The organism is Deinococcus puniceus, from assembly GCF_001644565.1.
Lineage (GTDB): Bacteria > Deinococcota > Deinococci > Deinococcales > Deinococcaceae > Deinococcus > Deinococcus puniceus.
Window position 1 is genome coordinate 2,649,505 of sequence record NZ_CP011387.1, and the last position, 24,606, is coordinate 2,674,110.

General features: G+C 62.6%; 20 protein-coding genes and 1 pseudogene. 11 read left to right on the forward strand and 10 right to left on the reverse strand.

Features of this window, described 5'->3' with window-relative positions; genetic code table 11:
• Window positions 1–68: 68 nt before the first annotated feature.
• A complete protein-coding gene (locus tag SU48_RS14210; protein ID WP_157451162.1) occupies window positions 69–542 on the reverse strand; it encodes a hypothetical protein in 474 nt (157 codons plus the stop codon).
• Window positions 543–857: 315 nt separating this feature from the next.
• Here SU48_RS14210 and SU48_RS12255 point away from each other — a divergent pair, with 315 nt between their 5' ends.
• On the forward strand, window positions 858–1,610 hold the full coding sequence (locus SU48_RS12255; protein WP_082869762.1) for a MerR family transcriptional regulator: 753 nt from the start codon (window positions 858–860) through the stop codon (window positions 1,608–1,610).
• A 101-nt stretch (window positions 1,611–1,711) separates the two neighbouring features.
• Here the strand turns inward: SU48_RS12255 and SU48_RS12260 are convergent, their stop codons facing one another.
• Window positions 1,712–2,407, reverse strand: coding sequence for an amino acid ABC transporter permease (locus SU48_RS12260; RefSeq protein WP_064015486.1), 696 nt, complete (start codon window positions 2,405–2,407; stop codon window positions 1,712–1,714).
• 605 nt (window positions 2,408–3,012) lie between these two features.
• On the opposite strand from SU48_RS12260, the gene SU48_RS12265 reads away from it, so the two are divergent.
• The 3 genes from SU48_RS12265 (at window position 3,013) to SU48_RS12275 (ending at window position 5,132) form a co-directional block, all read left to right on the forward strand.
• Entirely contained in the window at window positions 3,013–3,393 is a 381-nt protein-coding gene (locus SU48_RS12265; RefSeq protein WP_064015487.1) for a DMT family transporter, read from the forward strand.
• On the forward strand, window positions 3,390–3,713 hold the full coding sequence (locus tag SU48_RS12270) for an SMR family transporter (protein WP_064015488.1): 324 nt from the start codon (window positions 3,390–3,392) through the stop codon (window positions 3,711–3,713). Before SU48_RS12265 ends, SU48_RS12270 begins: the two co-directional genes overlap by 4 nt.
• 222 nt (window positions 3,714–3,935) lie before the next feature.
• A complete protein-coding gene (locus SU48_RS12275) occupies window positions 3,936–5,132 on the forward strand; it encodes an ABC transporter substrate-binding protein (protein ID WP_064015489.1) in 1,197 nt (398 codons plus the stop codon).
• A gap of 67 nt (window positions 5,133–5,199) precedes the next feature.
• Here the strand turns inward: SU48_RS12275 and zapE are convergent, their stop codons facing one another.
• Both zapE and SU48_RS12285 read right to left on the reverse strand, forming a co-directional pair.
• Entirely contained in the window at window positions 5,200–6,204 is a 1,005-nt protein-coding gene (zapE, locus tag SU48_RS12280; protein WP_064015490.1) for a cell division protein ZapE, read from the reverse strand.
• 56 nt (window positions 6,205–6,260) lie between these two features.
• Window positions 6,261–6,959 (reverse strand): S4 domain-containing protein, encoded by a 699-nt coding sequence (locus tag SU48_RS12285; RefSeq protein WP_064015491.1) that lies wholly within the window; start codon window positions 6,957–6,959, stop codon window positions 6,261–6,263.
• 110 nt (window positions 6,960–7,069) lie between these two features.
• Between SU48_RS12285 and SU48_RS12290 the strand changes: the two genes are divergently transcribed.
• From SU48_RS12290 to SU48_RS12305, 4 genes are all read left to right on the forward strand, one after another.
• Window positions 7,070–7,540: a DUF3197 domain-containing protein gene (locus SU48_RS12290; RefSeq protein WP_082869763.1), complete on the forward strand. Its 471-nt coding sequence runs from the start codon at window positions 7,070–7,072 to the stop codon at window positions 7,538–7,540.
• A 146-nt stretch (window positions 7,541–7,686) separates the two neighbouring features.
• Entirely contained in the window at window positions 7,687–9,222 is a 1,536-nt protein-coding gene (locus tag SU48_RS12295; RefSeq protein ID WP_064015492.1) for a sensor domain-containing diguanylate cyclase, read from the forward strand.
• A gap of 229 nt (window positions 9,223–9,451) precedes the next feature.
• Window positions 9,452–9,901: a VOC family protein gene (locus SU48_RS12300; RefSeq protein ID WP_064015493.1), complete on the forward strand. Its 450-nt coding sequence runs from the start codon at window positions 9,452–9,454 to the stop codon at window positions 9,899–9,901.
• On the forward strand, window positions 9,898–10,293 hold the full coding sequence (locus tag SU48_RS12305; RefSeq protein WP_064015494.1) for a VanZ family protein: 396 nt from the start codon (window positions 9,898–9,900) through the stop codon (window positions 10,291–10,293). The genes SU48_RS12300 and SU48_RS12305 overlap by 4 nt, the downstream gene beginning before the upstream one ends.
• A 188-nt stretch (window positions 10,294–10,481) precedes the next feature.
• Here the strand turns inward: SU48_RS12305 and uvsE are convergent.
• The 3 genes and pseudogenes from uvsE to SU48_RS12315 all read right to left on the reverse strand — a co-directional run.
• Window positions 10,482–11,363: pseudogene (uvsE, locus tag SU48_RS12310) on the reverse strand (UV DNA damage repair endonuclease UvsE); the annotation flags it as partial.
• Window positions 11,360–11,569, reverse strand: coding sequence for a DUF2256 domain-containing protein (locus SU48_RS14470; protein WP_197474646.1), 210 nt, complete (start codon window positions 11,567–11,569; stop codon window positions 11,360–11,362). The gene SU48_RS14470 and the pseudogene uvsE, both read right to left, overlap by 4 nt.
• A gap of 191 nt (window positions 11,570–11,760) precedes the next feature.
• Entirely contained in the window at window positions 11,761–12,855 is a 1,095-nt protein-coding gene (locus SU48_RS12315) for a 3-deoxy-7-phosphoheptulonate synthase (protein ID WP_064015496.1), read from the reverse strand.
• A gap of 291 nt (window positions 12,856–13,146) precedes the next feature.
• Here SU48_RS12315 and SU48_RS12320 point away from each other — a divergent pair, with 291 nt between their 5' ends.
• Both SU48_RS12320 and SU48_RS12325 read left to right on the forward strand, forming a co-directional pair.
• Window positions 13,147–13,818: a hypothetical protein gene (locus SU48_RS12320; RefSeq protein WP_064015497.1), complete on the forward strand. Its 672-nt coding sequence runs from the start codon at window positions 13,147–13,149 to the stop codon at window positions 13,816–13,818.
• A 581-nt stretch (window positions 13,819–14,399) separates the two neighbouring features.
• Window positions 14,400–18,872 carry a DUF11 domain-containing protein gene (locus SU48_RS12325; protein ID WP_064015498.1) on the forward strand — a complete coding sequence of 1,491 codons (4,473 nt, stop codon included), beginning with the start codon at window positions 14,400–14,402 and terminating at the stop codon, window positions 18,870–18,872.
• 212 nt (window positions 18,873–19,084) lie between these two features.
• Here SU48_RS12325 and SU48_RS12330 read toward each other — a convergent pair whose 3' ends face one another.
• Window positions 19,085–19,309 carry a hypothetical protein gene (locus SU48_RS12330; protein ID WP_064015499.1) on the reverse strand — a complete coding sequence of 75 codons (225 nt, stop codon included), beginning with the start codon at window positions 19,307–19,309 and terminating at the stop codon, window positions 19,085–19,087.
• Window positions 19,306–21,234, reverse strand: a complete 1,929-nt coding sequence (locus SU48_RS12335) for an alpha-amylase family protein (RefSeq protein ID WP_064015500.1) — start codon at window positions 21,232–21,234, stop codon at window positions 19,306–19,308. The genes SU48_RS12330 and SU48_RS12335 overlap by 4 nt, the downstream gene beginning before the upstream one ends.
• 244 nt (window positions 21,235–21,478) lie before the next feature.
• On the opposite strand from SU48_RS12335, the gene SU48_RS12340 reads away from it, so the two are divergent.
• The gene (locus SU48_RS12340; RefSeq protein ID WP_064015501.1) at window positions 21,479–21,895 is read left to right on the forward strand and encodes a hypothetical protein; all 417 of its coding nucleotides are present in this window, start codon (window positions 21,479–21,481) and stop codon (window positions 21,893–21,895) included.
• Window positions 21,896–22,181: 286 nt separating this feature from the next.
• Here the strand turns inward: SU48_RS12340 and SU48_RS12345 are convergent, their stop codons facing one another.
• Window positions 22,182–24,551: a penicillin acylase family protein gene (locus SU48_RS12345; RefSeq protein WP_064015502.1), complete on the reverse strand. Its 2,370-nt coding sequence runs from the start codon at window positions 24,549–24,551 to the stop codon at window positions 22,182–22,184.
• Between the last annotated feature and the right edge of the window lie 55 nt (window positions 24,552–24,606).

The window sequence follows — 24,606 nt, forward strand, 5'->3', positions numbered from 1 at the left end:
GGCAAGGTCATGACCGAGAGTGTAAGCCGGTCTGTTGGGTGGATAGGCCGAGCCACCTTACTCTCTGTTTAGCTTGAAGATGGATTAGTCAGAGATTTCAGATCTACGCCTAGATCCGCAAGGAAAAGCTCAGCGGCTGCACCCTGAATAATATAAGGTGAAAATATTATGCTTAAATGTAACACTCTGTCGCTATGATTCATACTTCTAAACCATTCCAGCAAACTTTTATTTGCATCCGTAGGCTGAATTAATTTTCTGAGCATTGTATTGTATGCCCTATCACCCCTCCCTTTCACGGTTAACCATTTCCGCTGTGCTCCGTTTGTCCCTATCCCTATTTTGTCACCCAATAGATCCATCTTAACTACCAACTCGCTTGCCATTTCTGCAAGGGTAGAGCTACCAATTATCATGTCATCAAAAGAACGTGCCGAAAACTTCGATTCAATCAATGCTCTAAGTAGCACTTGATAAGCACCATACAATTCAAGGTCTTCTTTATAGTTTCCCAGCTCAATACGTAATATATTCTCGCTCATCTACAGCTCGCCTCACTATTTTATTAAAGTTTTCCGGGGATAGAGCAGTATGTAATATCAAATCCTCTAAAAAACAAGGCGTTGACCGCTTAGTAAGGTTTAGAAGCTATTTCTTAACCGGCTGCCGCAATTTTCTTTCACTATGGCTAATGATAAAATTGTCACCACTCGTCTTGATCTTATCAACAAACGAATTATCAAGGCTCAGCCATTCGGCCCACTTGACCCTCACGCGGGGTCAGCCCCTACGCTGTGGTCAGGAGGTGAACGAGCATCAGCACGCAACAGACTACAGAAACGGATTCGAGCTGGACAGTGGGCGAACTGTCCAAATTGGCCCGCGTCAGCATTCGCACGCTGCACCATTACGACGAACTGGGGCTGCTGAAACCCTCGGCCCGCACGGAAGGCAATTACCGCCTGTATTCGGCGGGCGATATAGAACGCCTGCACCGCATTCTGATGTTCCGAGAACTGGGATTGCCCCTGCACGAGATTCGCGCCGTGCTGGACGATCCTGACGCCGACGAAATAGAAACGCTGAAGCTTCAGCGGAGTTTGTTGCAGGAACGGGCCAGACGCAATCAGGCCATGCTGGACGCCCTAGACACCCTACTGGCCGCCGCCGAAGGAGCAAAGACCATGACCGACATGAACAAAGAAGACCTGAGCAAACTGTTCGACGGCTTCGATCCCGCCGAGTACGAGCAGGAAGCCAAAGACCGCTGGGGCGACACCGACGCCTACAAGCAGAGTACCGAGCGCGTGAAGCGGTACACCAAGCAGGACTGGGAAAGCATCAAGGCAGAAATGGGTGCCATTAACGCCGCTTACATCGGCCTGATGGACGCCGGAACGCCGCCCGATTCGCCCGAAGCCAGCGCTATGGTTGCCCGGCACCACGCGCACCAGTGCCGCTGGTACTACGATTCCTCACCCGAAATGTTCTCCAACGTCAGCGAAATGTGGGTCAACGATCCGAGATTCACGAAGAATATTGACAAGGCGCGGGCGGGATTGGCGGCCTATCAGTATGCGGCGGTACAGGCGTGGGCTGAAAAGCTGTAAGTGGTCAGTGGTGAGTAGTGAGTGGGAAAAGCGGGGCTGCAACGAGAATCAAGTTGCAGCCCTGCTCTTTTGCCTTTCCTCCTGACCACACCCCACAACCCCTAAATCACCCGGCGCGACGCCAGCACTTGCCCCCGGCTCACCCGCCGCTCCAGCAACCGAATCAGGCGCGTGAGAATGAAAGTCAGGAGGAAATACACCACCGCCAGCACGGCGTACACCTCGAACTGGCGGTAGGTGACGCCCGTGATGTATTTGCCCTGCGCGAACAGTTCTTGCAGGGTCACGGCGCTCGCCAAGCTGCTGCCCAGAATCAGGCTGATGAATTCGTTGCCGAGGGCGGGTAGGGCCACGCGCCACGCCTGCGGCAGTACCACGAAGCGCAGCGACAGCCCCCGCGACAGTCCCAAGCTGCGGGCGGCTTCCAGTTGGCCCAGCGGCACACTGTTCAGGCCGCCGCGCACGATTTCGGACGTGTAGGCCGCCGAATACAGGCCCAGCGCTACCACTGCCGCCGGAAAGCCGTCCAGCGTGAGGCCCAGCGCGGGCAGGCCGTAATACACCACCGACAGCAGCACGATCAGCGGAATACCGCGCACCACTTCGACGTAAATGTTGCCCAGCACGCCCAAGACCGGAACGCGGAACACGCGCACCACGCCCAACAGCGTGCCCACCACCACCGACACGCCCAACGCACACAGGCTGACGGCCAGCGTAATCCCCAGCCCAGACAGCAGCAGGCGCGGATAATCTCCGGCAAAAATAGTGCGGAAGCCTTCTAAAACATCGGTCATGGACTGCCCTGCTTGATGACCGAGCAAAGCGAATACAGGGAGGCGGGCGCGGCCATCAGATCAGGATACGGGCCAGAAGGCGGTATGGGGCAGCGGGCGTATAAGTTACGCCTCAGCCGCTTGCCCCCAACAAGGCCACCCGGCACACTGCTCAACATGTATTTCAAATCAGCTTCGGCTCACCGCGCCCTGACACCAACTGGCTAGAATAAGGGCGTCGGACTGCTGCACGTGGGTCACGCGCCAATACAGCGCCCAGCCCCGTGACCGTTCCTGCACGAAATACGTGCGGTGAGACTGTGTAGTCTGCTCTCCCCTCCAGCCCAAGCCCCTGTTTGCGGGTATGGCCTACAAGGAAGCGTGAAAGTACGTGTTGGTAACAATCTCTTTTGAGCAGAACGAACGGGTTCCACTGTGTTCTCAACCACTGTTCCCGGCTGCACTGATTGACTGGCTCTACGTCCATTCTTGGACTTAGCGGGTTTTTAACCTTGCAGTCAAGCCTGCCGCAACGATAATCGGCGGGCACACAAAATTATCAAACGTTTTTAGAAGTCGCCTAGAATCCCATCAACCGAGGATTCAGGCAAAGGATTGGTGTAGTTATGCGGTCTTGGATCGCGCTCTTTACGGCCATCACATTTGAAGTGACGGGCACATTGTCTTTAAAGCTGTTCTCTATGCATACGCCGGGGCTGGAACTCATCATCACTTATGCGTTCCTCGCCGCGTCGTATGTGCTGCTCTCCAAAGCCTTCCGGCAGATTCCGGTGGCGGTGGCGTTTGCCGTGTGGGAAGCGGTGGGCCTCGTCCTCATCAGCGGACTGGGCGTGCTGCTGTTGGGCGAACACCTGACGCCGACGCATCTGCTGGCACTGGTGGGCCTGCTGCTGGGCGCAACCTTGCTGCACCGGGGCACCGTTGGACATGAGGCCCAGCCTGCCAACATTCCCCGCCTGACCACTCTCAATGGAGAGGGCGCATGACTCCCTTTGCCCTGCTGCTGATCGTGGGCGCGGTGGCGCTGGACGTGCTGGCGAATCTGCTGCTCAAGCGTTCGGATGGATTCCGGCACAAGGGGCTGGGCATGGCGGCGGTGGCGCTGGTGCTGCTGGCCTTCACGCTGCTGGGCGTGGCGGTGCGGGAAGTGCCTGTAGCTGTGGCCTACGCCGCGTGGGGCGGGCTGGGCATCGTGACCACCGCCCTCCTGAGCCGCCGCCTAGACGGCACACGCCTGACGCCAACAGCTTGGGCAGGCTTGGCCATCATTTTGGGCAGTGTGGCGCTGCTGCATTCGCACGGGTGAGGGTTGGGGCGGTCTAGTGGTCTAAGGTCTAAGGAAGGGCATTCGCTACGCTCACTCACCCCCTCCCAGCCTCCCCCCTCAAGGGTGAGGAGCAAAAAGGGTTGCCCTGCTTAGACCCTCAGACCCTTTGACCAAACCCCACCAAACTCCGCCGCCCACACCCCCCAAATCTGAACGCCCTGGCATCAACCCCCCGTCACATTGCCCCGCTAGACTCGGTTCATGCTGCGTTTCGCCCTACCCCTGTCCGTGTTGCTCGCCGCTTCTGCCCACGCCGCGCCCGTTCGGGTGGAATTCTGGCACGCGATGGACGGCGTGCAGGCCAAAGTCGGTGACTATGCCCGCGAATTCAACCGCTCTCAGACGGAATATGAGGTAGTACCGACATCGCTGGGCAACTACCGTGAGTTGCTGCCACGCCTGCAAACGGCCCTGAAAACGGGCAAGGCTCCGGCGTTGGTGCAACTGGAATACACCCAGTTTTCGCGCATGGCCGAGGATGGGCAACTGGCTGACCTGACCAGACCCGTAGACGCGCTGCCCGACGCACTCACCCGCGACTTTGCCACCGCCGTCTGGAAGGCGGGCGAGGCAGGCGGGCGGCGCTTGGGCCTGCCGTGGAACGTGAGCGTGCCCGTACTGATGTACAACGCGGGCGCACTGAACCGGGTTAAAATTACTGCCCCCGATACGTGGACACAACTGGAAAGCGCGAGCCGCAAACTGGCAGGCGGTAGCAAGCGTCCGTTGGTGGTGGCCGCCGATGCTTGGACATTCGAGGCCAACGTACTGGCACGCGGCGGCAGCCTGAGTAACGGCACGCAGCCCACGCTGAACGGCCCCGACGCGGTAGAAGCCCTGACCCAACTGGCCCGCATGAGCGCCGCTGGACTGGCCCAACCCCGTACCCTCAGCGAGGCCACCCGCGCCGCCTTCGACTTTGCACGCGGCCAGAATACCTTCGTGCTGGCGAGTGTCGCCAACTGGGTGGATGCCAAGAAACTGCCCTTTTTCAACCTGGGCATCGCTCCGTTTCCCTGCGAGAAGGTGGGCAACTGCACCGTACCACTGGGCGGGGCGAACTTGGCGGTTCCGCGTGGTACGCCTGCCACTGAGCAGGCCGGAGCCTTGGCGTTCTGGGCTTACCTGATGGAAGCGCCGAGGCTGGCCGATTGGGTCAAGACCACCGCCTACGCCCCGCCCCGCCGCGCTGTGACTCCGCTGCTGGCCGACTGGTACGCCAAAAATCCCCAACTCCGCGCCGCCCATGACCAGTTGGCCCGCGCCGTGCCCCGCCTGAGTACGCCGGATTCGGGCCAGTGGGCCACGTATTTGGAAGACGCGATTTTGAAGGCCACGACGGGCAAAATGACGGCGAAAGCGGCGCTGGACGAGGCTCAGGCGAAAGCGCTGAAGTGATCTGATCGTGGAGGGTAGATCGTGGATCGTGGTCAAAGATGTTTCCACGTTCTACGATCTACGTTCCCTACCCCGCCCGCGCTTCCCGCAGCAACTCGCTGACCCGGCTTAGGCAGCGGCTATACTTTTTGGCATACGCGCCGTGGCGGTATTCGTCGCTGAACAGGGCGTTCAGGGGCACTCCGGTCAGGGCGGCGGGCAGGCCCAAGTCGTACAGCTTGTCTATGAAATGCACGAAGCGCAGCGCCACGTTCTGATCGGACATGGGGGCAAGATCGTGTAGGCCCACCGCGCCCACGCCCGCCAGCATCGGGGTAAAACGGCTGGGATGCACTTCTAGCAGGTGTCGGTTCAGGTCACGGTGAGACACCAGCGCAAACGTTGCCGGGTCTTGTTTGACCTGCCACACGGCGAATTCTTCGGGCGACAGCGGGCCTTCGGACACCGTGCCGCGTTGACGGTAATCGGGGCCGTCGACGCGGTGGGTCTCGAAGCGGCTGGCGATGCCCTGAATCTGGCGCTGAAAATCGGAGGCATTGAAGCGGCCCTGACCGAGTGCGCCGGGTTCGGTGTTGCTGGTGGCGACGACGCTGGTTCCGGCAGGCATGAGTTGGCCCAAAAAGGTGTTCGCCATGTGGGTATTGCCGGGATCGTCCAATTCAAATTCGTCTATCAGGAGCAGTTGGTGGCCCCGAAAGGCTTCCACCGCCCGCACCATACCCAGAGACCCGATGATGTACATCAAATCCTGAAAGCTCATCAGGGCGCGGATGCCGTGTGCCGCGTGATACGTGCTGGCGAGCAGGTGCGTTTTGCCTACGCCGAAGCCGCCGTCCAAATACAGCCCCCGGCCTTCGGGTGTGGCCCGCCGGAAGAGCCGGAAGCCGCCGGGCCGCACCTGTGCCCCCTGAAGAAACGCCTGCAAACTGGCCCGCGCCTGTGCCTGACTGGGAAAATCGGGATTGGGCCGGTAGTTTTCGAAGCGCACGCCCTGAAAGCGGGCACTGGGCGTCAGGCCCGCCGTGAGGGCCTCCGGCGAGAGGCTGGGGTTGCGGGCCAGCAGATCAATCACGGCAGAGGCTCAGCCTGTGGGGGCGGTTGCTGCGGTTGGCACTCCACCTGTCGCCCTCACCTATGGACATCCAGCTCCACCTTGTAATTGCCCCGCCGCGTCTCGTTCACTACGCGCTTGAAGTCAATTCGGCCTAAGCCCTCGGCACTCAGGCTGTCTCCTTCCCGAATATCGCTGCTGGAGCGGGCAGGCTGACCGTTCAGGCGCACTTTGCCGCCCTCTATGCCCTGCTGAAAATAGGCGCGGCTGACGCCGAAGCCTTTGGCTCCCACCACGTCTACGCGCATAGACGGCACCACCACTTCACGCACGCGGCTGCTTTTGCCCGCGCTTTCGCCCACGTCTTCTACGTCTAGGCCGCGCCCGCCCAGTTCGGTCAGGGCAGCAAGGGCCTGCGCGGCTTTGCCAGTCGCGGCGATCAGAAACGCGCCCCGGTCTTCTCTCACATCCCCGATCTGGTCTTCGTTCAGCTCCAGCTTGCGCAGTTGCACGGTCAGGTCTTGCACGTCCCATACGGGCGCGGCTTCCTCGGGCATCAGGCGCAGCACGCTTATGCCGCTGTCTACATCGGGAATATGGGCCGGATAGATCGTGAGGATCACGCGGCGGGCATCGGGAAAGCCGCCCGCGATCTTGTGGCGTACCTCGTCGTCTTGCAGCAGGCGGCGGTCTATCTCGTCGCCGTCCATAAATGGCGTGCGAACCACGCGCCCGCCCCGCGCCTGCGCCACCAATGTGCCAAGTTTCTGCTTCATGAGGGCAAGATAGCGCCCCAGTGGGCTGGCCGCCCATAAGCACGGTTCATAGGTACAGTTCATAGGCATGCTGGCTCATCCGCTGGCTGCCGCACCGCTACACTGCTCCTATGCAGCCCATCCACCGTTCACCCACAGACCTGCAAGTCTCTGACCCGCTGGGCGTGCCCGGTGCGCCGCAGGAAACGTGGGGCGCGGTGCAGGCCCACCTCGCAGACTCGGCGCGGGCCGGGGGCCGCCTCATTCTGGTCACAGACCGTCAGGGAGACCGCCAGAACGCGGCGTATGCGGCCCTGATCGTTCAGGCTGGGCAGGCCGTCATCGCTGCCCCCGCGTTCGGCCCGCGTTATGGCCGCCCCGGCGCAGAAGCGTTGGCCGAACTGGTGAAGTGGGCACACGAGCGCGACTGGCCCGTGCGCGAAACGGTACTCAACTCCTCGGACTTTGTGCGCGTGCTGGCGGAACCGGACGCCGGAGAAGTGGGCCGCCTGATCGCCGCGAGCAATCCCAGCGATCCCGGCATTTACACCACGCTGCCCAAGCTGAAGCCCTTGGATGAGGAGGACTGGGAAGACGCTTAACGCCGGGGCGAAGCAGAGAAGCTCGGGCCGCAGAGATCACGGAACCGCCCAGCGACCGGGACGCCGATCTGTCCGCCCGGATCTTTATAAACCGAGCTGCGCCGCGCCGTCAGAGGAACGTTGGAGGGATTGGATACACTGCTGAGGTGTCTCATCCCATCCCCGCTTCGGAAGCTGAACGACTGACGGCGCTTGCCCGCCAGCAGATCATGGATACGCCTCCAGAGGCGGGGTTTGACCGAATAACGGCGCTGGTGGCGCGGGTGCTGGACGTGCCCTACGCGGCGATTAATTTCATGGACGCCACGCGGCAGTGGGCCAAGGCCTGTCACGGGATGCCGCGCGGAAGCGTGCCCCGTGGATTTGCTCCGTGCGACTGGGTGGTGGAGGGCGGCCAAGCCCTGATCATCGACGATATGGCCGGGGATTCCCGCTTTGCAGACACGATGGCGGCCCCGCCCCCCGCTGGCCCCGGCCTGCACACCTACGCGGGCGTGCCCCTGAAAACGCAGGAGGGCCTGAGCCTCGGCACCCTCTGCGTGCTGGATTATAAAGTGCGCGAGTTTGGGCAAAGGGAACTGGACGTGATGGCGGCACTGGCCGAAGTGGTGATGGACGAACTGGCCCTGCGCTCCAGCACCCGTGACCTGACTCTGGCCCGCGATCAGGCTTCCACTCTGCGAGATTTGGCCCAGCTGATGCAGCGGCCCATGACCCCCGAAGACACCGCGCATCAGGCCATGCTGATCCTGAAAGACCGGCTGACCTTCGACTGGTTTGCCCTGATGTGCCTGACCCCCACCGGCAGCACCAGCCTGCATGAACTGACCAGCAGCCAAGGGCAGCAGCATCTGGAACTGCTGCACCAGCGCATCATGAATCTACAGCCGCTGGCCCTTCAGGCGATCCTGACGCAGCCCGTGCGGTTTATAGACGACTATCCGGTCTACGAACACGCTTCGGCGGAACTGATCGCGGCGGGCGTGCAGCAGGCGGCGTGGCTGCATCTGTCTCATTCCTCCCACCAACAGGCCTTCGTGCTGGCGCTGGTGCGATTCGGAGAACGCGGGGCGTGGGCCACCGAGGAACGCACCCTGCTGGAAGCCGCCGCCCACAGCGTTCATGTGGTGCTGGAGCGCACCGGGCACATGCAGACGCTGGAGCGGGCCGCCCTGACCGACTCGCTGACCGGGCTGGGCAACCGTCGCGCACTGGATATGGCGCTGGACGAGGCCACACAGTCGGGGCAGCCGTACACGGTGGCGATCATTGATCTGGACGGCATGAAACGGGTCAACGACACCCTCGGTCATGCCAGCGGCGACATGCTGCTGCGCGAATTCGCCCTTCAACTGCATTCTCCCGCCGTCCGGGCCTACCGCCTAGGCGGCGACGAATACGCGCTGCTGTATCTGCAAGGGGCCGAAACGGGCACAGGATTGCTGCTGGAATTGGTCGCGCGGGCCTCGGCCCATGTGCGCAAGGCGGGGTATCCGGCCAGTGCCAGCACCGGGGTAGCGGGCGTGCCCCACGACGCCGCCGACGCCACATCTGCCCTGCGAACCGCCGATCAGCGCATGTACGCCCACAAGCGCGAACGCAAGGCCAGCCGGGAAGTGGCCAACCAAGAGGTGTCCAACCAAGAGGGAGCCAATCAACAGGTATCGGCAATCAGTTTCTGAAGCAGGCTCCACTCGGAACCGGGTGCACACCGACGCCCTGAAGATCCGCTTAAGGAAGTCGAAATTCACCTCTAGCTGAACCGAGCGAAGCGAATATCGAAGAAAGTGCGTTGTCGTGGGAATCGAACTTTATCCCGTCGTTTGGAATAAAGCGGAATGATAATGCCGACGTACTTGACCGCACCCGCCCCAGCCGCTGCTCCCGCCTGATGGTCTAGTCTGCTGCTCTATGTCACACGCGCCCCCTTCACATTCACCCGCTGACCTGACGCTCGATCATGTCGCCATCGCCACGCCTGACCTGAATGAAGGCAGCCTGCCTTACCTCGCGCTAGGCCTTATCCCAGAAGGCCCCGACGAAGACGTAGGCTCTCAGGGGGTGCGGGTACGGGCCTTTTGGGCGGGGCAGACGCTGATAGAACTGCTGGCTCCCACCCGCGAGGACAGCCCGATTGCCACCTTCCTTGCGCGGCGCGGGCCGGGGCTGCACCACACCGCCTACCGCGTGGCCGACTTGGACACAGAAATGGCGCGGCTGCGGGGCTTAGGCGCACGCTTTTTGCAGGACGCACCCACACCGGGGCGGGCAGGGACGCGGGTGGCCTTTCTTCATCCCAAATGGGGCGCGGGCACGCTGATAGAACTGGTAGAACACCCGGCACACCCCGCAGCCGAATGACCGCCAACCCCCGCCCAGCGCGGCGCGGCCTGTGGTGGGTGCTGTCGCTGATCATCATGGCCGTGATCTGGCTCCTGAGTGCCAGCAGCGACACGCCGGGGCCGCCGCTGCGCCATCCGCTGGACTGGATCGCTCACTTTCTGGCCTATCTGGCGCTGGCCTTTGCGTTGGGCCGCGCAACGGGGCGCTGGCAAGTGGCGTGGGTCATCGCCGTGTGGTTCGGGGCAATTGACGAGGTGCATCAGGCCTTCGTGCCGGGCCGGGAAGCCGGAATCATAGATTGGTTTTTTGATACGGCGGGCGCGTGGGTGGGAGCGCGGTTGGGGGCTAGGCGGCGGGGAATGGGAGGGGGAGACTCGCCGGGTGAGATGGAACAGACTCCCCGAAGCTAGTTCGCAGGCTCCAGCAGCCCCGTCTCTGAAATCGCAGCCTCTGAAATCGCCGCGCCCTTCTTGGCCCGTTTCTTGGTAGGCTTTTTGGTGGCGCTGGCCTGTGCCGCAGCTTCGGCAGACAGGTCTTCCGCTCCCGCTGGCACGGCAACGGGCTGAATCACGCTTGCCAACTCCGCCAACTCTCCCCGCATCAGGGCCGCCACCGCTTCCTCTTTGCCTTTGGCCTCCACTTCTATCCACGGCACATCCGAATAAGCGCTGGGCAGGTGCGAAATCAGGTGGCTGTGGCGGCGGTCTTGCGGGCCGTCTATGCCGTTGCTGAGGTGAACCACCTGCCATTCGGGGGGCGTCCACGTGTCGCGGGCGGCCAATGTCCACTGGCGCACACTGGGGTCATCAAGGTCAGGCAGCTTGTCGTGAACGACGTGGTGGTGGGCATCGAACACCAGCGGCACACCCGTCGCCTGACAGACGGGCCAGAGGTCAGCCACCCCGTAAGCGTGTTCATCATTTTCGAGGGCCAATCGGAGCCGCACGCCATCGGGCAAATCGGGAATCAGGGCGGCCAGTTCCGCACCGCGTCCGCCTTTGCCGCCGTGCAGCAGCAGCAAATTCCATGTGCTGCGGGCCAGTCCCATTCTGTCCATCACGCCCGCGTGGGCTTCTATCGCCCGCAAACTGGACACCCGCACTTCGGGTCGGTCACTGTTCAGCACGATGAATTGCTCAGGGTGCATCAGCACACGGATTCCAGCGTCTTCGAAGGCGTGGCCCGCTTCCAGCAGTTGCGGCTTCAAATGATCCAGCACCGCCGCGCCCGTGTCGTCGCCCACCAGATCGGACATCGGAAACAGGCTGGAACTGAGGCGGTACAGCCGGATGCCCCGCGCCGCGCAAAAAGCCGCCGCTGCCCGCACCCGCGTAATGTTGTCGGCGTACAGGTTCAGCAGCGTACTTTCACGTTCTTCGGGCTTCAGCATCCGGTAGCGCGTGAGGGTAATGGTGCGGAAGCGCACTTCCGGCCCGATGGTCATGCACACGAGGCCATACGCGGGAGTGTGCAAGCTCATGCCTTGGCCCCCGCGCCCGCACCTTTTGCTGACATGCGGCAACGATCCGAGCAATATTTGACGCCTTCCCAGTCGCGCTCCCACTTTTTGCGCCAACTGAAGGGCAGCCCGCAGGCCACGCAGATTTTAGAAGGCCGTTCACTGGGTTTGCGGCCCCCACCCATTGTCTTTTCTGCTGTTTTTTCTCCGCTCGTGCGCCTTGCCATAGGGCCAATATGACGGCTGGCGCGGCGCGGGAAGGTGGGGTTGCTGCCCGAATGAAGGAAGTGGGTAGGTTTTGGGCGTTGGGGTTGGCGTGTAACCCCCCCCGTTGCTCCGCAACGCCCCCCTTAGAGGGGAGGACAAAAGCTCTTTTGCGCTCCCCTTAAGGGGGGCTGGCCCGGAGGGACTGGGGGGTTTACACGCGGCTCAACTTAAAGTTGGCGTGCGCTTCCAGCAACAGCCCCTCGGTTTCCGCCCAGCCGATGCACGCATCTGTCACGCTGACGCCCGCTTTGAGGTCAGACAGGTCAGCGGGAATATTCTGCTTGCCGGGGTTGATGTTGCTCTCGATCATCAGGCCGCGAATGGCCGTCTGACCTGCCAAACGCTGCTGCATCACGTCGCGCCACACGAGGCTTTGGCGGGTATGATCCGAGCCGCTGTTGGCATGAGAACAGTCCACCATCACGGCGGGTTCCAGCCCTGCGGCCCGCATCAGGCCCTCGGCTTCTTTCACGAATTGCGGCGCGTAATTGGGGCCGCCGCGCCCACCGCGCAAGATCACGTGGCCGTCGGGGTTGCCCCGCGTATGCACGATGCAGGCCTGCCCATCGTCGTCTACGGTAAAAAAGGCGTGCGGATTCTGCGCGGCCACGATGGCATCCACCGCCAATTTCAGGCCGCCGCCCGTGCCGTTCTTGAAGCCCATCGGGGCGCTGACCGCACTTGCCATGACCCGGTGCGTTTGGGATTCGGTGGTGCGTGCGCCGAGGCAGGCCCACGCCACCGCGTCGAAGAGGTACTGCGGCGCAAAGGGATCAAGCAGTTCCGTGGCGACGGGCAGGCCCAATTCCGACACCCGGATCATCAGGTCACGGGTAAGGTGCAGCCCCTTGTTGATGTCGTTGGTGCCCGTCATCTCGGGATCCATCAGGTAGCCGCGCCAGCCTACCGTCGTCCGGGGTTTGTCCACGTACACGCGCATCTGCACTTCTAGGCGGTCTTTCACACGCTCGCGCAGGGCAGCCAACTTGTGGGCGTAGGCCAGGGCTTCATCAAAATCGTGGATAGAACAGGGGCCGACTACCACCAGCAGGCGGTCATCCCGGCCATGCAGAATGTCTTGCGAAGCGCGGCGGCCTGCCAGTACCACGCGCTCGGCGGCGGCACTCAGCGGCAAGGCGGCCTTCAGCGCACGCGGCGTCAGGAGCGGCGTAAAGCCCGTGACGTTCAGGTTTTCGGTGCGGCCCGCTTGAATAATCGGATGTGGCGCTTGATCGGTGGGGGTCATGGATTCTCCTAAACACTGAGGGACAGAAATGAGAGGGTAAGAAGAACCGCCCGGAAGCTCTTGGCTTGACCGGGCGGTCTGGGAAACACTCGATGCAACGCTAGGCCCGGCGACTCCCGAACCAATAAAAAAACGCTGCAAGGCAAAACTTCATGCCGGGCAGTGTACGCCGCGCCGCGTGTGGGTGGGCCGGGGCGGTCTAGTCGGGCACGGAAGTACAGAGCCTTCATCTGGCGCATAATCACTGCGACTACAGGAACTTCCGGGCCAAATCAACCGTATTTAAAGCATATGAAGTCGTCCCGTTCTGTCTTTTCTGCCCTGTTGATCACGCTGACGCTGGCTTCCGGCGTGGCCGACGCTGCCCGGCGTTCTGGGGGCGGCTTTGGCGGCAGCCGCAGCAGTGGCAGCAGCACCTACCGCGCTCCCACGCCGCAGTACCGGGCACCGACACCGCAGTACCGCGCCCCGCAAAACACGGCTCCCCAATACCGTGCCCCGGCTCCGGCCACGCGCACTCCCGCCCCCACGCAGCGCAGCACGACTGCCACGCCTACGCGCACACCCAACACCGCCGTCATACCCAAAGTCACAGCCACGCAACTCAGCGCGTGGAGGAATGTCAGGCTTCCGGCAGGCGTGCCCCGCAGCGCCCTGACCTACAGCCCTGCCAGAAGCAGCACCTACCCGTACCAGTTGCAAAATGGGCGCTATTACCCGTACCCCCAGAGCTATTACAAGAGCCGAAATATCGGTGCAGACATCTTCAGATACGCCCTGATCTACACGGCGGTCAGCGGCATCGCCAACGCGGCCACCCCCGATGTGGTGGTCAACAACGTGCAGACCGGAAACGTGCAGGCCATCCCGGCACAGCGCGGCCCCAACCTCTGGACTTACGCGGGGGTCGGCTTCCTGGCCGCCGCCGCGGGCTGGTTCCTGATGGGACGGCGCAGACGCTGAAGCTGTTCTCACTGAAGTTTTGAAGGCCGCCTCGGAACCGTTTTCTGGCGGCCTTCCTCTTGCCATTATTTCTCTGTTGGTCTGATTTCAGCATCACATTTCTGACTGACGGGCTATTTGCATGATCAGTTGTCAGATTTCTGTGACAAGTCAGGCACTCTCCATCGGATATTGGGGGAGCAGACGGTTATGACTTTACGGTCAGATCATAAAACCTATACAGTCAGTTCGGGAAGCAGGCGTCCCCGTATCGGTGGATGCCTGCTTGTTGCTTTGACTGGGTGGTCGATCTAGCAGGGCATCACCGTACATTTCCATGACTCGCTGGTCGCCGTGCAGACCCCCAATCGGGTACCAGACCGGGAAAGCGCAGATCAGATGAGCGTCATAAGACCGTATGGGCACTAAGAATAAAATTCATTTCATTACTTCGTACATATCGAACCCCGCGTATCGCTCACTTTCAATCTATAGACGCTGCTCTTCGGCCCCTCAGCTACCCGTTCTACCTTCCCAGTTCTGATTTTTTGGAGTCTAAGTTGAACCTTTTTCCCCTTCTGATACGCCAATGGTGCTGTGTAGTGGCGCTGTGCAGCCTGCTTCTGGCCTCTCCCGCCGCCCATGCCGAGGGCAGCAAAGAACTGAACAGCAGCGGCGGCAACCGCGTGTTTCTGGAGTGGAATCCCAACGCCTTGTTGGGGGGTGATCTGGCACGGCGCACCCGAATCTTGGTGTATGCCCAAGCAGGCGAAACCATCCATCTCGGCTCCAGCGTCAGCAACAGCAGTGACAGCAAAGACATCGTGTATACCAGCCCATCGGGGGCACAGACAGGCGTGTGCGACGTGTTGGCTGGGGGATTCGGCCTGATCGATACCCGTGCCAAAGAACTCGCCGGGCCGCTGCCGAACGCGGGCGGGTACACACCCTGCGTGGTCACCGCTACCGAAACGGGTGTGTACCTCATCGAATTTCATGGGGCGACAGGCGGCAACCCGACGCCGCAAGCCGCGACTGCCGAGATCACCACTGCTGCCGCTGGCAATACCGTGACCGCCTGGGACGTGACGGTACGAAGTGGAGCCGTCGCCTTCACCGGACGGGTCTTCACGCCCTACCTGTCGGTCAATATGGGCAACACCGGGCAATCACTCAGCAGCAACGTCTTCGTACAAACGCGGGACGGCTACCAGTACCGCGTGGATTTTAATGGTGTAGACCCATTCGGCTTTATTCTGGTCGCCAACCGCACCGGATTCACCCTGAACGGCAAGCCCACTTTTCAATCCTTACAACTGGCCGACAACGGCGCGACCATTCCCACAGGCTACAAGGTGGGCAATGAAAACGTCACCGACCTGAATTCGTTTCACAAGATTTTCTTCAATCCGCCTAATCCCAGCTTGCCTACCACGGCGGCGGCCCCCGGCGGCACCATCTGGCTCAATCCCCCGACTGCCGTGCCCGGCGATATCAACAACGTGACCTTTACGGGGCAAGACGGCACGCCCGGCCAGTTTGCGCCCGGCACAGGCGGCACGTTCTCTTACAACGCCCTCGGCACGGGGACGGTGCAGTTTGCTCTCGACCTCAACAACGACGGGATTTACGGCAACGCCAATGACCGGGTGCTGTTTGGCACGGCAGAAATTGGCACAAATACCCTGATCTGGGACGGAAAAGACGCGCAGGGTGTGGCCGCCCCCACCACCGCCACCATTCGCGTGCGGGCCGAACTCGCAGCGGGCGACGTGCATTTCCCTTACATAGACGGTGAAACCAACACCAACGGTCTGATCATCGAGCGCCTGACTTTTTCGGATGCCAACAAGTACACCGTGTACTGGGACGATACCTCTCTGAGTCCGGTTGTTTCTGGAACCATACCGCTGGGTACACAGGGCACCAGCAGCGTGGGTGGGTCACACCGGTACCCCAACAATTACGGCGACAATCGGGGCATCGACACGTGGGCGCTGTATCCCTCCGGGCGGCCCCTATTTCAGGATCTGGCGACGCCCGGCATCGTGGATGTGTCGGTGACCAAAACACACAGCCCCGCCGTGCTGGTGCCGGGGCAACCCGTGACCTACACCATCACCGTAACCAACACTTCGGCGCTCGCGCGGGCCAACGGCGTCCGGGTCACCGATACTGTGCCCGCCGCGATCACAGGCGTCACTTGGACATGTGTGCCGACAGGAGCCGCCGTCTGCGCTCCGGTCAGCGGCAGCGGCAATGCCATCAGCACCATCGTGAATCTGCCGCCCAGCACCAGCGCCACCTTTACGGTTGTGGGCACCCTGAGCAGCACTTACGGCAGCAGCACCATCAGCAATACGGCCACCGTTGCACGCGGCAGAGACACCACCGACCCCAACCTCAGCAACAACACCGCCACCAATGTCGCGCCGATAGACGTGGCCGATGTGGGCGTGGTCAAAACGGGCTTCACGACTGCCGCGCCGCTCTCGGACATCACCTATACGCTGGTCTTCACCAACAACGGGCCAACCAGCGCCACTGTTACGCCCCGCGACACCTTCAGCGATTCTACGTTCGTGAGTGCCAGCGACGGCGGAACGGCGGCAGGCGGCGTGGTGACTTGGCCCGCCGTGACCCTTGCCAACGGGCAAAGCGTGACCCGCACGGTGGTGTCGAAGGTACGCAGCACGGCGGGAAACAGCGTGAATACGGCCAGCTTTACCAGCAACAAGACCGATCTAGTGGGGGGCAACAGCAGCAGCACCGTGACCACCACTGTGCAGCCCACCAACGGCCCCGATTTAGTGGTAGAAAAAACGGGTACGGCCCTGATTCGTGGGCAGAACGGCACCTTTAGTCTGCTGCCACGCAATATCGGGTTGCAGCCCACCACAGGCACGGTCACCATCACAGACCCCCTGGATGCCAACCTGACCTTCGTGAGTGGCTCCGGCACCGGCTGGACTTGCAGCGCCGCCGGGCAGAACGTGACCTGCAGCAGCACTGCTGCCATCGCGGCCGGGGCGAGTGGCAACCCGATAACCCTGACCGTGCTGACAGGCCAAGGTGCCGGAGCCACCGTGTCCAACTCGGCCACCATCTCCGGCGGCGGCGATTCGGCTTCCGCCAACAACAGCAGCAGCGTCACCGTCCCTACCAGCAGCCTCACCGACGTGCAACTGACCAAAACGCCGACAGACACGGCGGTCACAGCGGGCACGAACATCGTGTATACCCTAACGGCCTCTACGGCTGGCCCCAGCAATGCGGCGGGCGTCACGGTCTCTGACCCGCTCCCCAGCAACGTCACGTATGTCAGCTCCAGCAACAGCGGCGCGTACAACGCGGCTACCCGCACGGTCACCTGGCCCGCCTTCGCCCTCAATGTGGGAACGCCTGTCGCTCGCACCGTCACGGTCACGCCGCCCCTGAACGGCAACGTCGTGAATACCGCCACTGTGAGCACCACCACACCCGAAAGCAATACGGGCAACAACAGCGCGGCTTCTACCCTGACCGTCACGCCCCGCGCCAATCTGGAAATTCGCAAGGAGGGCGCGGCCAATTTCGCCCCCCTCGCCAACCTGACCTACACGGTGCGGGTGGCTAACTTTGGCCCCAGTGCCGCCGAAAGCGTGACTGTAACCGATACCCTGCCGCCCACCAGTACCTACGTCAGCAACACCGGGGGCGGGGTCTACAACGCAGTCAACGGCACCGTGACTTGGACGGCGGCGGGCCTCGACGTGACCGGGCCAAACAGCAACTTGACTTACACCGTGACCGTGCTGACGCCTGCCACGGGCACTCTCAGCAACATAGCCTCTGTGAGCAGCGTGGGCACCGATCCCACCCCCGGCAACAATTCCAGCACCGCCAACACCGCCATTGTTCCGGTGGCCGATGTGCAGGTCAGCAAAACTGGGCCTGCGACAGTGCTGCCGAACGGAGACATCAGCTACACCATCAGCGTGCTGAATGCGGGGCCGAGTCCTGCGACTGCTGTGACCGTGACCGATCTTTTGCCTGCCGGAGCCACTCGGCAAAATCTGGGCGGCGGCACGTATACGGCGGGCGCGGGCGGCGGCGGCACGATCACTTGGACACTGGCTGCATTGGCCAGCGGAGCCACCCAGACTTACACGGTGGTGCTGGGTGCGCCCAATACGTCCGGCACGCTGGTCAACGGCTCCCGCGCCAGCAGCCCGGTGTCCGATCCCAACAGCGCCAACAACGACGGCACCAACTCCGAATCGCAGGCCAGTACCACCGTGAACGTCAGCGCCGACGTGCAGATCAGCAAAACTGCCCCGGCGGTGGTGCGCGGCGGCGGGCCTCTGAGCTATACCATCACCGTGACCAACGCTGGCCCAGCCGATGCCGACGGCGCGGCCCTGCAAGACCCTGCGATTGCCGCCTTCACGGCCACGGGCGTCTCTTGCGTGTCCAGCGGCAACGCCACCTGTCCGGCGGGCCTGACGGTGGGCACGTTGCAGGCAGGCACCACCATTCCGGTGTTTCCGGCGCTGGGCAAACTGACCATTACGCTGAGTGGTACAGCGGCCAACGGTGGTCAGATCGTGAATACGGCCACGGCCACCGCCCCCAGCACCCGCACCGATCCTACCCTCGTGAACCTCACCAACTCTGCCGCCGCCACCACCGACACCGTGAACCTGACCCTCAGCAAGACCGTGGAGAACATCTCGGCGGGCGGGGGCGTGGGCACCACCAGTTCGGGCAAACCCGGCGAAACGCTGGAATACTGCGTCACCTACACCAATATCGGCAGTGCGCCCTTGCCCAATCTGACCCTCAGCGATCCGCTGCCCCCCAGCACGAAAGTCATGTCCGCCTCAACGCCGGAGTCTCCCAACGCCACTTACCTTCCCGGCAGCAGCATCCGCTTTGTCAGAACGCCAGCGCGGACGCCCACGCCCGATGCCCTCCATCCCAGCAACGCCGCAGACAGCGATGCGGGCACGCTGGAGACCGCACTCAGTTACGTGGTCGGCACAGCCGCAAGCGGCGAGACAGGAACCGTGTGTTTCCGGGTCAATGTGAAATAGCCGGAAGTAAAAGGGGGGCAGACGCGCGATTGGTCTGCCCCCCTTTCATACGGACTCCGCTCCATTCCGCCATACCCGGAACCGCACCGAATACGGCTCCATAACGCGTAGCCCGTATTCTTTCCTACTCGCTCACTTCGTGCTGTGCCAGTCCGCTCGGATTGAATCCCAAAAAGCGCAGGATTCAAGTCGGTTTCAGTATGACTCCTGCTCTAGCCTTTCTTCTCCCCTGCCCCGCCCCGGTGTTTGGGGGCGTTCTTCACGGCCTGAAGCAGCCTCGCAATGGCACGGGCCACGTTGTCTGCTTCTTCGCGCACCTGTGGGTCACGGCTCAGGTCGGCCAGTTTTCCGGCGGCGCTGCGGGCGGCGTTCAGCAGGGCCTCGGTGGGAATTTTGATGCGGGACGGGCGCTGACCGGGTGGGGGCGTGTGGGTCATCGTGGAGCCTCCGATTGGGTAAGCCACAGGGCGCGGAAGGGAGCAAGGCGCGTGGTGGCCCGCTGCAAAGTAAAGTGCGTGCCCGCCACAGCGTCGGTGGCGTGTTCGCCCAACTGATCGCGCAGCAGGTAGGTGGGAAAGGCCACCTCGTGTTCGCTGAAGTTATACACGCACAGCATGACGCCCAAAGGATGATCGCGGCGCAGCAGCAGCACGCGGGAATCTGGGCTGGGCACGGCGCGGGATTCGACGCTGGCGTGCAGGTGCGGCGTGCGCTGGCGGGCAGCGATCAGGGCGCGAATTCCAGCGTTGACCCGTGCGGCTGGCGTGGCCGGATCATCCTGCACGGCTTCGGCCAATGCCCAATCCATTTTGGGGCGGTGAACCCAGCGGTTGTCGGGCGCGTGGGCGGGGTCGGCCTCGAAGGTGTAGTCGTTCAGGAGCGCGAGTTCGTCGCCCATGTACAGCAGGGGCACGCCGCCAAAGCCGAGCGTCACGGCGTGGGCCAGCAGCAAGCGCCGTACCGCGTGGTCTGTCCATCCGGCGTGTCCTGCGTCCAGCGCGGCTTCCAGACCCGCCAAGCTGGCCGCGCTGCCGCTAATTCGCCTATCTCCGGTGGCGGGGTTGTGCTGAAATACCAGCCCCCGCGCAAAGCTGCCGGGATGCTCGCCGCTGTAAAAATCGCTGAGAAAATGGCGATGCCCCGGCCCGCTGAGGCCCACGCGCCCCGCATCCTCGTCGCTGATGGCCCAGCCAATATCGTCGTGGCAGCGCACATACATGCCCCAAGTGGTGTTGGTGGGCTTGGGCGGAAAGGCCAACAGCGCCGTCTCGAACAGGCGGGTATCACGGCTGGCGAGGCTGCTCCAAATCTGCACCATCAGGCTGTTCTGGTAGGCCATGTCGCTGACCTTGCCGTGATGATCCCGCGTGCCGAGGTAATGAATCAGGTCGGCGGGGGCCACGATGGCTTCGGCCTTGAACGCCACAGCCGGGGCCACGATCCGGATGGCCGCCCGCAGCGCCCGCGTCAGGTGATGCACTTCGGGCTGATTCTGGCTGGCCGTGCCGAGGCGCTTCCACATAAAGGCGATGGCGTCCAGTCGGAACACCTCTACACCCCGGTTGGCGAGGTGCAGGATCAGGTCGGTGAACTCGCGGAACACTGCCGGATTGCCCCAATTCAGATCCCACTGGTAGGCATTGAAAGTCGTCCAGACCCAGCCACTCGTTTCTGTATCCCAAGTAAAGTTGCCGGGGGCAAAGTCGGGAAACACTTCAGGCAAGGTGCGCTCGTAGGCGTCGGGCTGGGTGCGATCCGGGTAGATATGGAAATAGTCGCGGTAGACGGGATCGCCCGCCCGCGCTTTGGCGGCCCACTCGTGTTCGCGGGCCACGTGGTTCAACACCAGATCCAGCACCAGACTGATGCCGCGCCCGCGCAGTTTGGAGGCCAGCGCCGACAGATCGTCCATGTCGCCGAGATCGGGGCGCACGGCGCGGTAGTCCTGCACCGCGTAGCCGCCATCGTTTTCGCCCTCACGGGGCTTGAGGAGCGGCATCAGGTGAAAGTATTTGACGCCCAAGCCCTCCAGATACTCCAGCCGCTCCTGCACGCCGCGCAGGGTTCCGGCAAAGCGGTCTGTGTAGGCCACGTACCCGATCATGTCGGGCGCTTGCAGCCAGTCGGGGCGCAGCAGGCGGGCCTCGTCCAGCCGCTTCAGGTCGGGGGCGCGGGTGTGGTGCGCGTGAATCAGCACTTCCAACAGTTCAGCCATCAGCGTGTCGGTGGCGTCGCCGTACACCGCCCGCAAACTGCCCTCTAGGTCAGCGCCGTAGCGTTCCAGCCGCAGCAGAAAGGTTTCCGCATCGCGGTCATCATCAAAAGCGGGCCTCAGCCGCGCCGCCAAGTCCGTCTTTAGCACGCCTCACAGCATACGACGCGCCGGGTGGGAACGGTTCCAGTGTCGTCAACACGGCGGCTTCTCTGACGCCCCTCTGACGCCGCCACAACCTCTGATCACGCCGCGCCGCCTGCCGATCATGGGCCGTTCACGGGGGCCTGAGTACGCTTGATTTACCAGAAGGAGCAACGCATAAGCGCCCGCTGGGACGGCCAAAACCTACCTTCTTCCGCGCCCGGCCCCACACGGCCAAAGGAGTTTCACCATGACCAACTTGCCCCGTTTCGCCCTGACCGCCCTCGCCGCCCTGACGCTCGCTTCTTCGGCCCAAGCCGCCACCTCCGACTTTGTGGGCACGTGGACGAACACCAACGCCGCCACACGCGGGATTACGCGCCTAATTTTTACCCCCAACGGCGACGGCACGCTGAATGTGCAGGTGTTCGGCAAGTGCAGCCCCACCGACTGCGACTGGGGCAAAGCGGGCGTGCTGACCTACGGCACCAGCGTTGCCGACACCGATCACTGGCTGGGCAGCGCGGTGTACAACAAGGGTTTTTCCAACACCATGCTGGTCATGAACCTGTTTCCGAACAAAACCATGAGCGTGCAGAGCATGACGCAGTTTGTAGACAAGAGTGGCCGCCAGAACTACGCCAATCGGGAAGTGTTCCGGCGCTAGGTTTGGGCGCTCGGAGTTGAGCAGCCGCCCCAGTTGGTGACGAGGTGCGCGGATTGGGGCAACAGGCAAGAGACAACTCAAGCAAAAGCGCAAGCCCTGCCGGGAGTGACAGGGCCGCGCTTTTTGTTTGACTTGGGATGTGAATTCCAATGAGGCTAAGATTCTGGGTGAACCCCCCCGTTGCTTTGCAACGCCCCCCCTTGAGGGGAGGACAACAGCATTTGCGCTCCCCTTTAAGGGGGGCTGGCTGCGAAGCAGAGTGGGGGGTTTACTCGAAATCTGCCCGCTATTTCCCCGCTTCTAGCGTCAACGTCACCGTTTTTCCCCAGTCCTTCGCGTCCGTACTCATGGGCAGATATTCGCCCGCCACCCACATTTTTTGCTGGTCGGAGACATGGTTGCCCAGCGGGTTGCCGCTTTGGCCGAGGCTGCCCACGTACAGGCTGCGGTTGGGGGCGCTGAGGTCGACGATCTGGCGGTAACTGGCCCCGTGCGTCTGGCGGTAAGTGCCGACTTCGGGGCGGGCCACATTGACTGTGTTGGTGCCGCCGGGGGTGGGGGCACTGTGGTTGAACAGCCAAGATACTTCGGCCACATCGCCAAAAGCGCGGTGCTTGCTGGCCACCGTGTGCAGCTTGCCGTAGCTCCAGCCGCCCAGATCGGAGCCGAGGCGGGTGCTGAGGTCGTCTACCGCTTGTTTGAGGGTGGCCGTCAGCGTGGCGGCGCAGGTGCTTAAGCCCGCGCTCTCGCTTTGGCACAGCTCGCCGTCCGTTTTCAGTTGGTTCAGCACGGCCAGACTGTTGATCTGGGTCTCGTTACCGAGTTCGTCACGGGCCATGCTTTGCAGTTTCATCAGCCAAGCTTCGAAGATCAGGCTAGGCACGCTGGATACCGTTTGGTTGCCGTCCCAGCCGCGCAATTGCTCCAGCGCCCGCGTGCTGAGGTCGCCGTCAGGGCGGGCGGCCAGCAGCAGCGGTTTCAGGTCTTGCCACACCAGACTCTGGGTGTCCAGTTGCACCTTCCGCACCTCATCCACCGTCCAGCCCTGCGCTTTGGCGGTCAGCAGGTCGGTAATCCGCTGGGCGCGGTACGGCTCGGCCCAGTTGCGCTCGTTGGCAAGGTCGAAGCGGTACTCGTCGGGTGTGACGCGGTTGTTGGCCGTGACCACCAGACCGTCGGCGGGGTTGTAGGTATGCGGCAACTGCTCGAACGGCAGGTAGCCCGCCCACTCGCGGGAACCGTCGCCCGACACGGGCAGGGAGCCGTCCCAGCCGCTGCGGATCGGCACGCGGCCCGGTGCGTAGTAGCCGGTATTGCCGTCGGTGTCGGCGTACACGAAGTTCTGACTTGGCCCCACGTAACTCCTCAGGGCCGCCGTGAACTCGGCCCAGTTCTGCGCGTAATTCAGGCCCAGAAAGGCGTCCATGGTGGTGTCGCCGGGTTGCAGCGCCGTCCATTTCAGGGCCACACGCGGCCCCACGTCGGCGGCCCCCGCGTCGCTGATGATCGGGCCGTGACTGCTCTCGCGCACCACGAGTCGCACGTCTTCGGCACCCTTGACCTTGATGATCTCGGTTCGTTCGGTCAGCTTGGTTCCTGCGGGTTCGATGTACAAATCCTGCACGTCGGGGTTCACGTTGGTCACGCCCCACGCCACACGCTCATTGCGCCCGATCACGATGGCGGGCAGGCCGGGAATGCTGGCCCCGATGGATTTCAGCGTCGGCCCCTGAAGGTCGGCCAGATACCACAGCATCGGGCTGGTCAGAGACAGGTGCGGATCGTCGGCCAAAATGGGTTTGCCGCTGGCCGTGCGGCTTCCGGCCATCACCCAGTCGTTGCTGCCTTTGCCCGGTACGGCCTGCAAACCTAGTTCCCGCGCCGCCAACAGGTGAGAGTGCAGGGCGGCAAGAGTTGAATCTGGCAAGGTGGGGGCCGCCGCCAATGCTGGGGCGCGAGTCTGCGCGGTGGTTCCCGCGGGCAACTCGTCAGCACTCAGGATGGTGGGGCCGTTTTCGGGGTACGGCGGCATGATCTCGCCTAGCCCGCTCTGGCCCAGCCGCTTCACCGTGCGTGCGCCCAGCACTTCATCCTCGTAGTTGCCGCCCAGATCGTAGGCCATCAGCTTGCTCCACGCGATGCTGTCTACGTCTGTCCACGGTTCGGGGGTGTAGCCCAAAATGCGGAATTCGGGGGCCATTTTGCCCTGCTTGAAGCCAGCATTCACGCCCGCCGTGTACGCGGCTACCATGCGCTTGCTGCGCTCCGACAGGGCGGGCAGGGCCGACTGAGCCGTCCGGTAAAAGCCCCACGTTCTGAGGAATTTATCCTGCCCCAGTGCGGGTGCGCCCAACACTTCAGACAGACGGCCCTGAGTCACACGCCGCTGGAAATCCAGTTGCCACGCCCGGTCTTGGGCATGCACGAACCCCAGCGCGAACACGGCGTCCTCATCGCTGGCGGTGGCCCGGATATGCGGCACGCCCCAAGCATCGCGGGTAATGGTCACTTGGCCCGATACCCCCGGCAGCGTCACACTGCCCGAAGTACGCGGGTTGGACGTACTCCGCAGCCACAGCACCGCCGCCAACGCCAGCACCAGAATGACCAGAATCAGCCACAGCAGACCCCTTCCCAACCGTCCTAAAATTCTCACCCATTCACCCCTTTGGTGGCCCCAGCGAGAGAGCGAGGGCCACACTTGCCTACTT

Excerpts from the sequence above, each read along its gene's own strand:
- SU48_RS12300 (WP_064015493.1), top strand. The coding sequence starts at position 9,452 with ATGTCACACGCGCCCCCTTCACATTCACCCGCTGACCTGACGCTCGAT.
- SU48_RS12285 (WP_064015491.1), bottom strand. The coding sequence starts at position 6,959 with ATGAAGCAGAAACTTGGCACATTGGTGGCGCAGGCGCGGGGCGGGCGC.
- SU48_RS12340 (WP_064015501.1), top strand. The coding sequence starts at position 21,479 with ATGACCAACTTGCCCCGTTTCGCCCTGACCGCCCTCGCCGCCCTGACG.
- SU48_RS14470 (WP_197474646.1), bottom strand. The coding sequence starts at position 11,569 with ATGGCAAGGCGCACGAGCGGAGAAAAAACAGCAGAAAAGACAATGGGT.
- SU48_RS12260 (WP_064015486.1), bottom strand. The coding sequence starts at position 2,407 with ATGACCGATGTTTTAGAAGGCTTCCGCACTATTTTTGCCGGAGATTAT.
- SU48_RS12270 (WP_064015488.1), top strand. The coding sequence starts at position 3,390 with ATGACTCCCTTTGCCCTGCTGCTGATCGTGGGCGCGGTGGCGCTGGAC.
- SU48_RS12305 (WP_064015494.1), top strand. The coding sequence starts at position 9,898 with ATGACCGCCAACCCCCGCCCAGCGCGGCGCGGCCTGTGGTGGGTGCTG.
- SU48_RS12290 (WP_082869763.1), top strand. The coding sequence starts at position 7,070 with ATGCAGCCCATCCACCGTTCACCCACAGACCTGCAAGTCTCTGACCCG.
- SU48_RS12330 (WP_064015499.1), bottom strand. The coding sequence starts at position 19,309 with ATGACCCACACGCCCCCACCCGGTCAGCGCCCGTCCCGCATCAAAATT.
- SU48_RS12275 (WP_064015489.1), top strand. The coding sequence starts at position 3,936 with ATGCTGCGTTTCGCCCTACCCCTGTCCGTGTTGCTCGCCGCTTCTGCC.
- SU48_RS12320 (WP_064015497.1), top strand. The coding sequence starts at position 13,147 with ATGAAGTCGTCCCGTTCTGTCTTTTCTGCCCTGTTGATCACGCTGACG.
- SU48_RS12315 (WP_064015496.1), bottom strand. The coding sequence starts at position 12,855 with ATGACCCCCACCGATCAAGCGCCACATCCGATTATTCAAGCGGGCCGC.
- SU48_RS14210 (WP_157451162.1), bottom strand. The coding sequence starts at position 542 with ATGAGCGAGAATATATTACGTATTGAGCTGGGAAACTATAAAGAAGAC.
- SU48_RS12265 (WP_064015487.1), top strand. The coding sequence starts at position 3,013 with ATGCGGTCTTGGATCGCGCTCTTTACGGCCATCACATTTGAAGTGACG.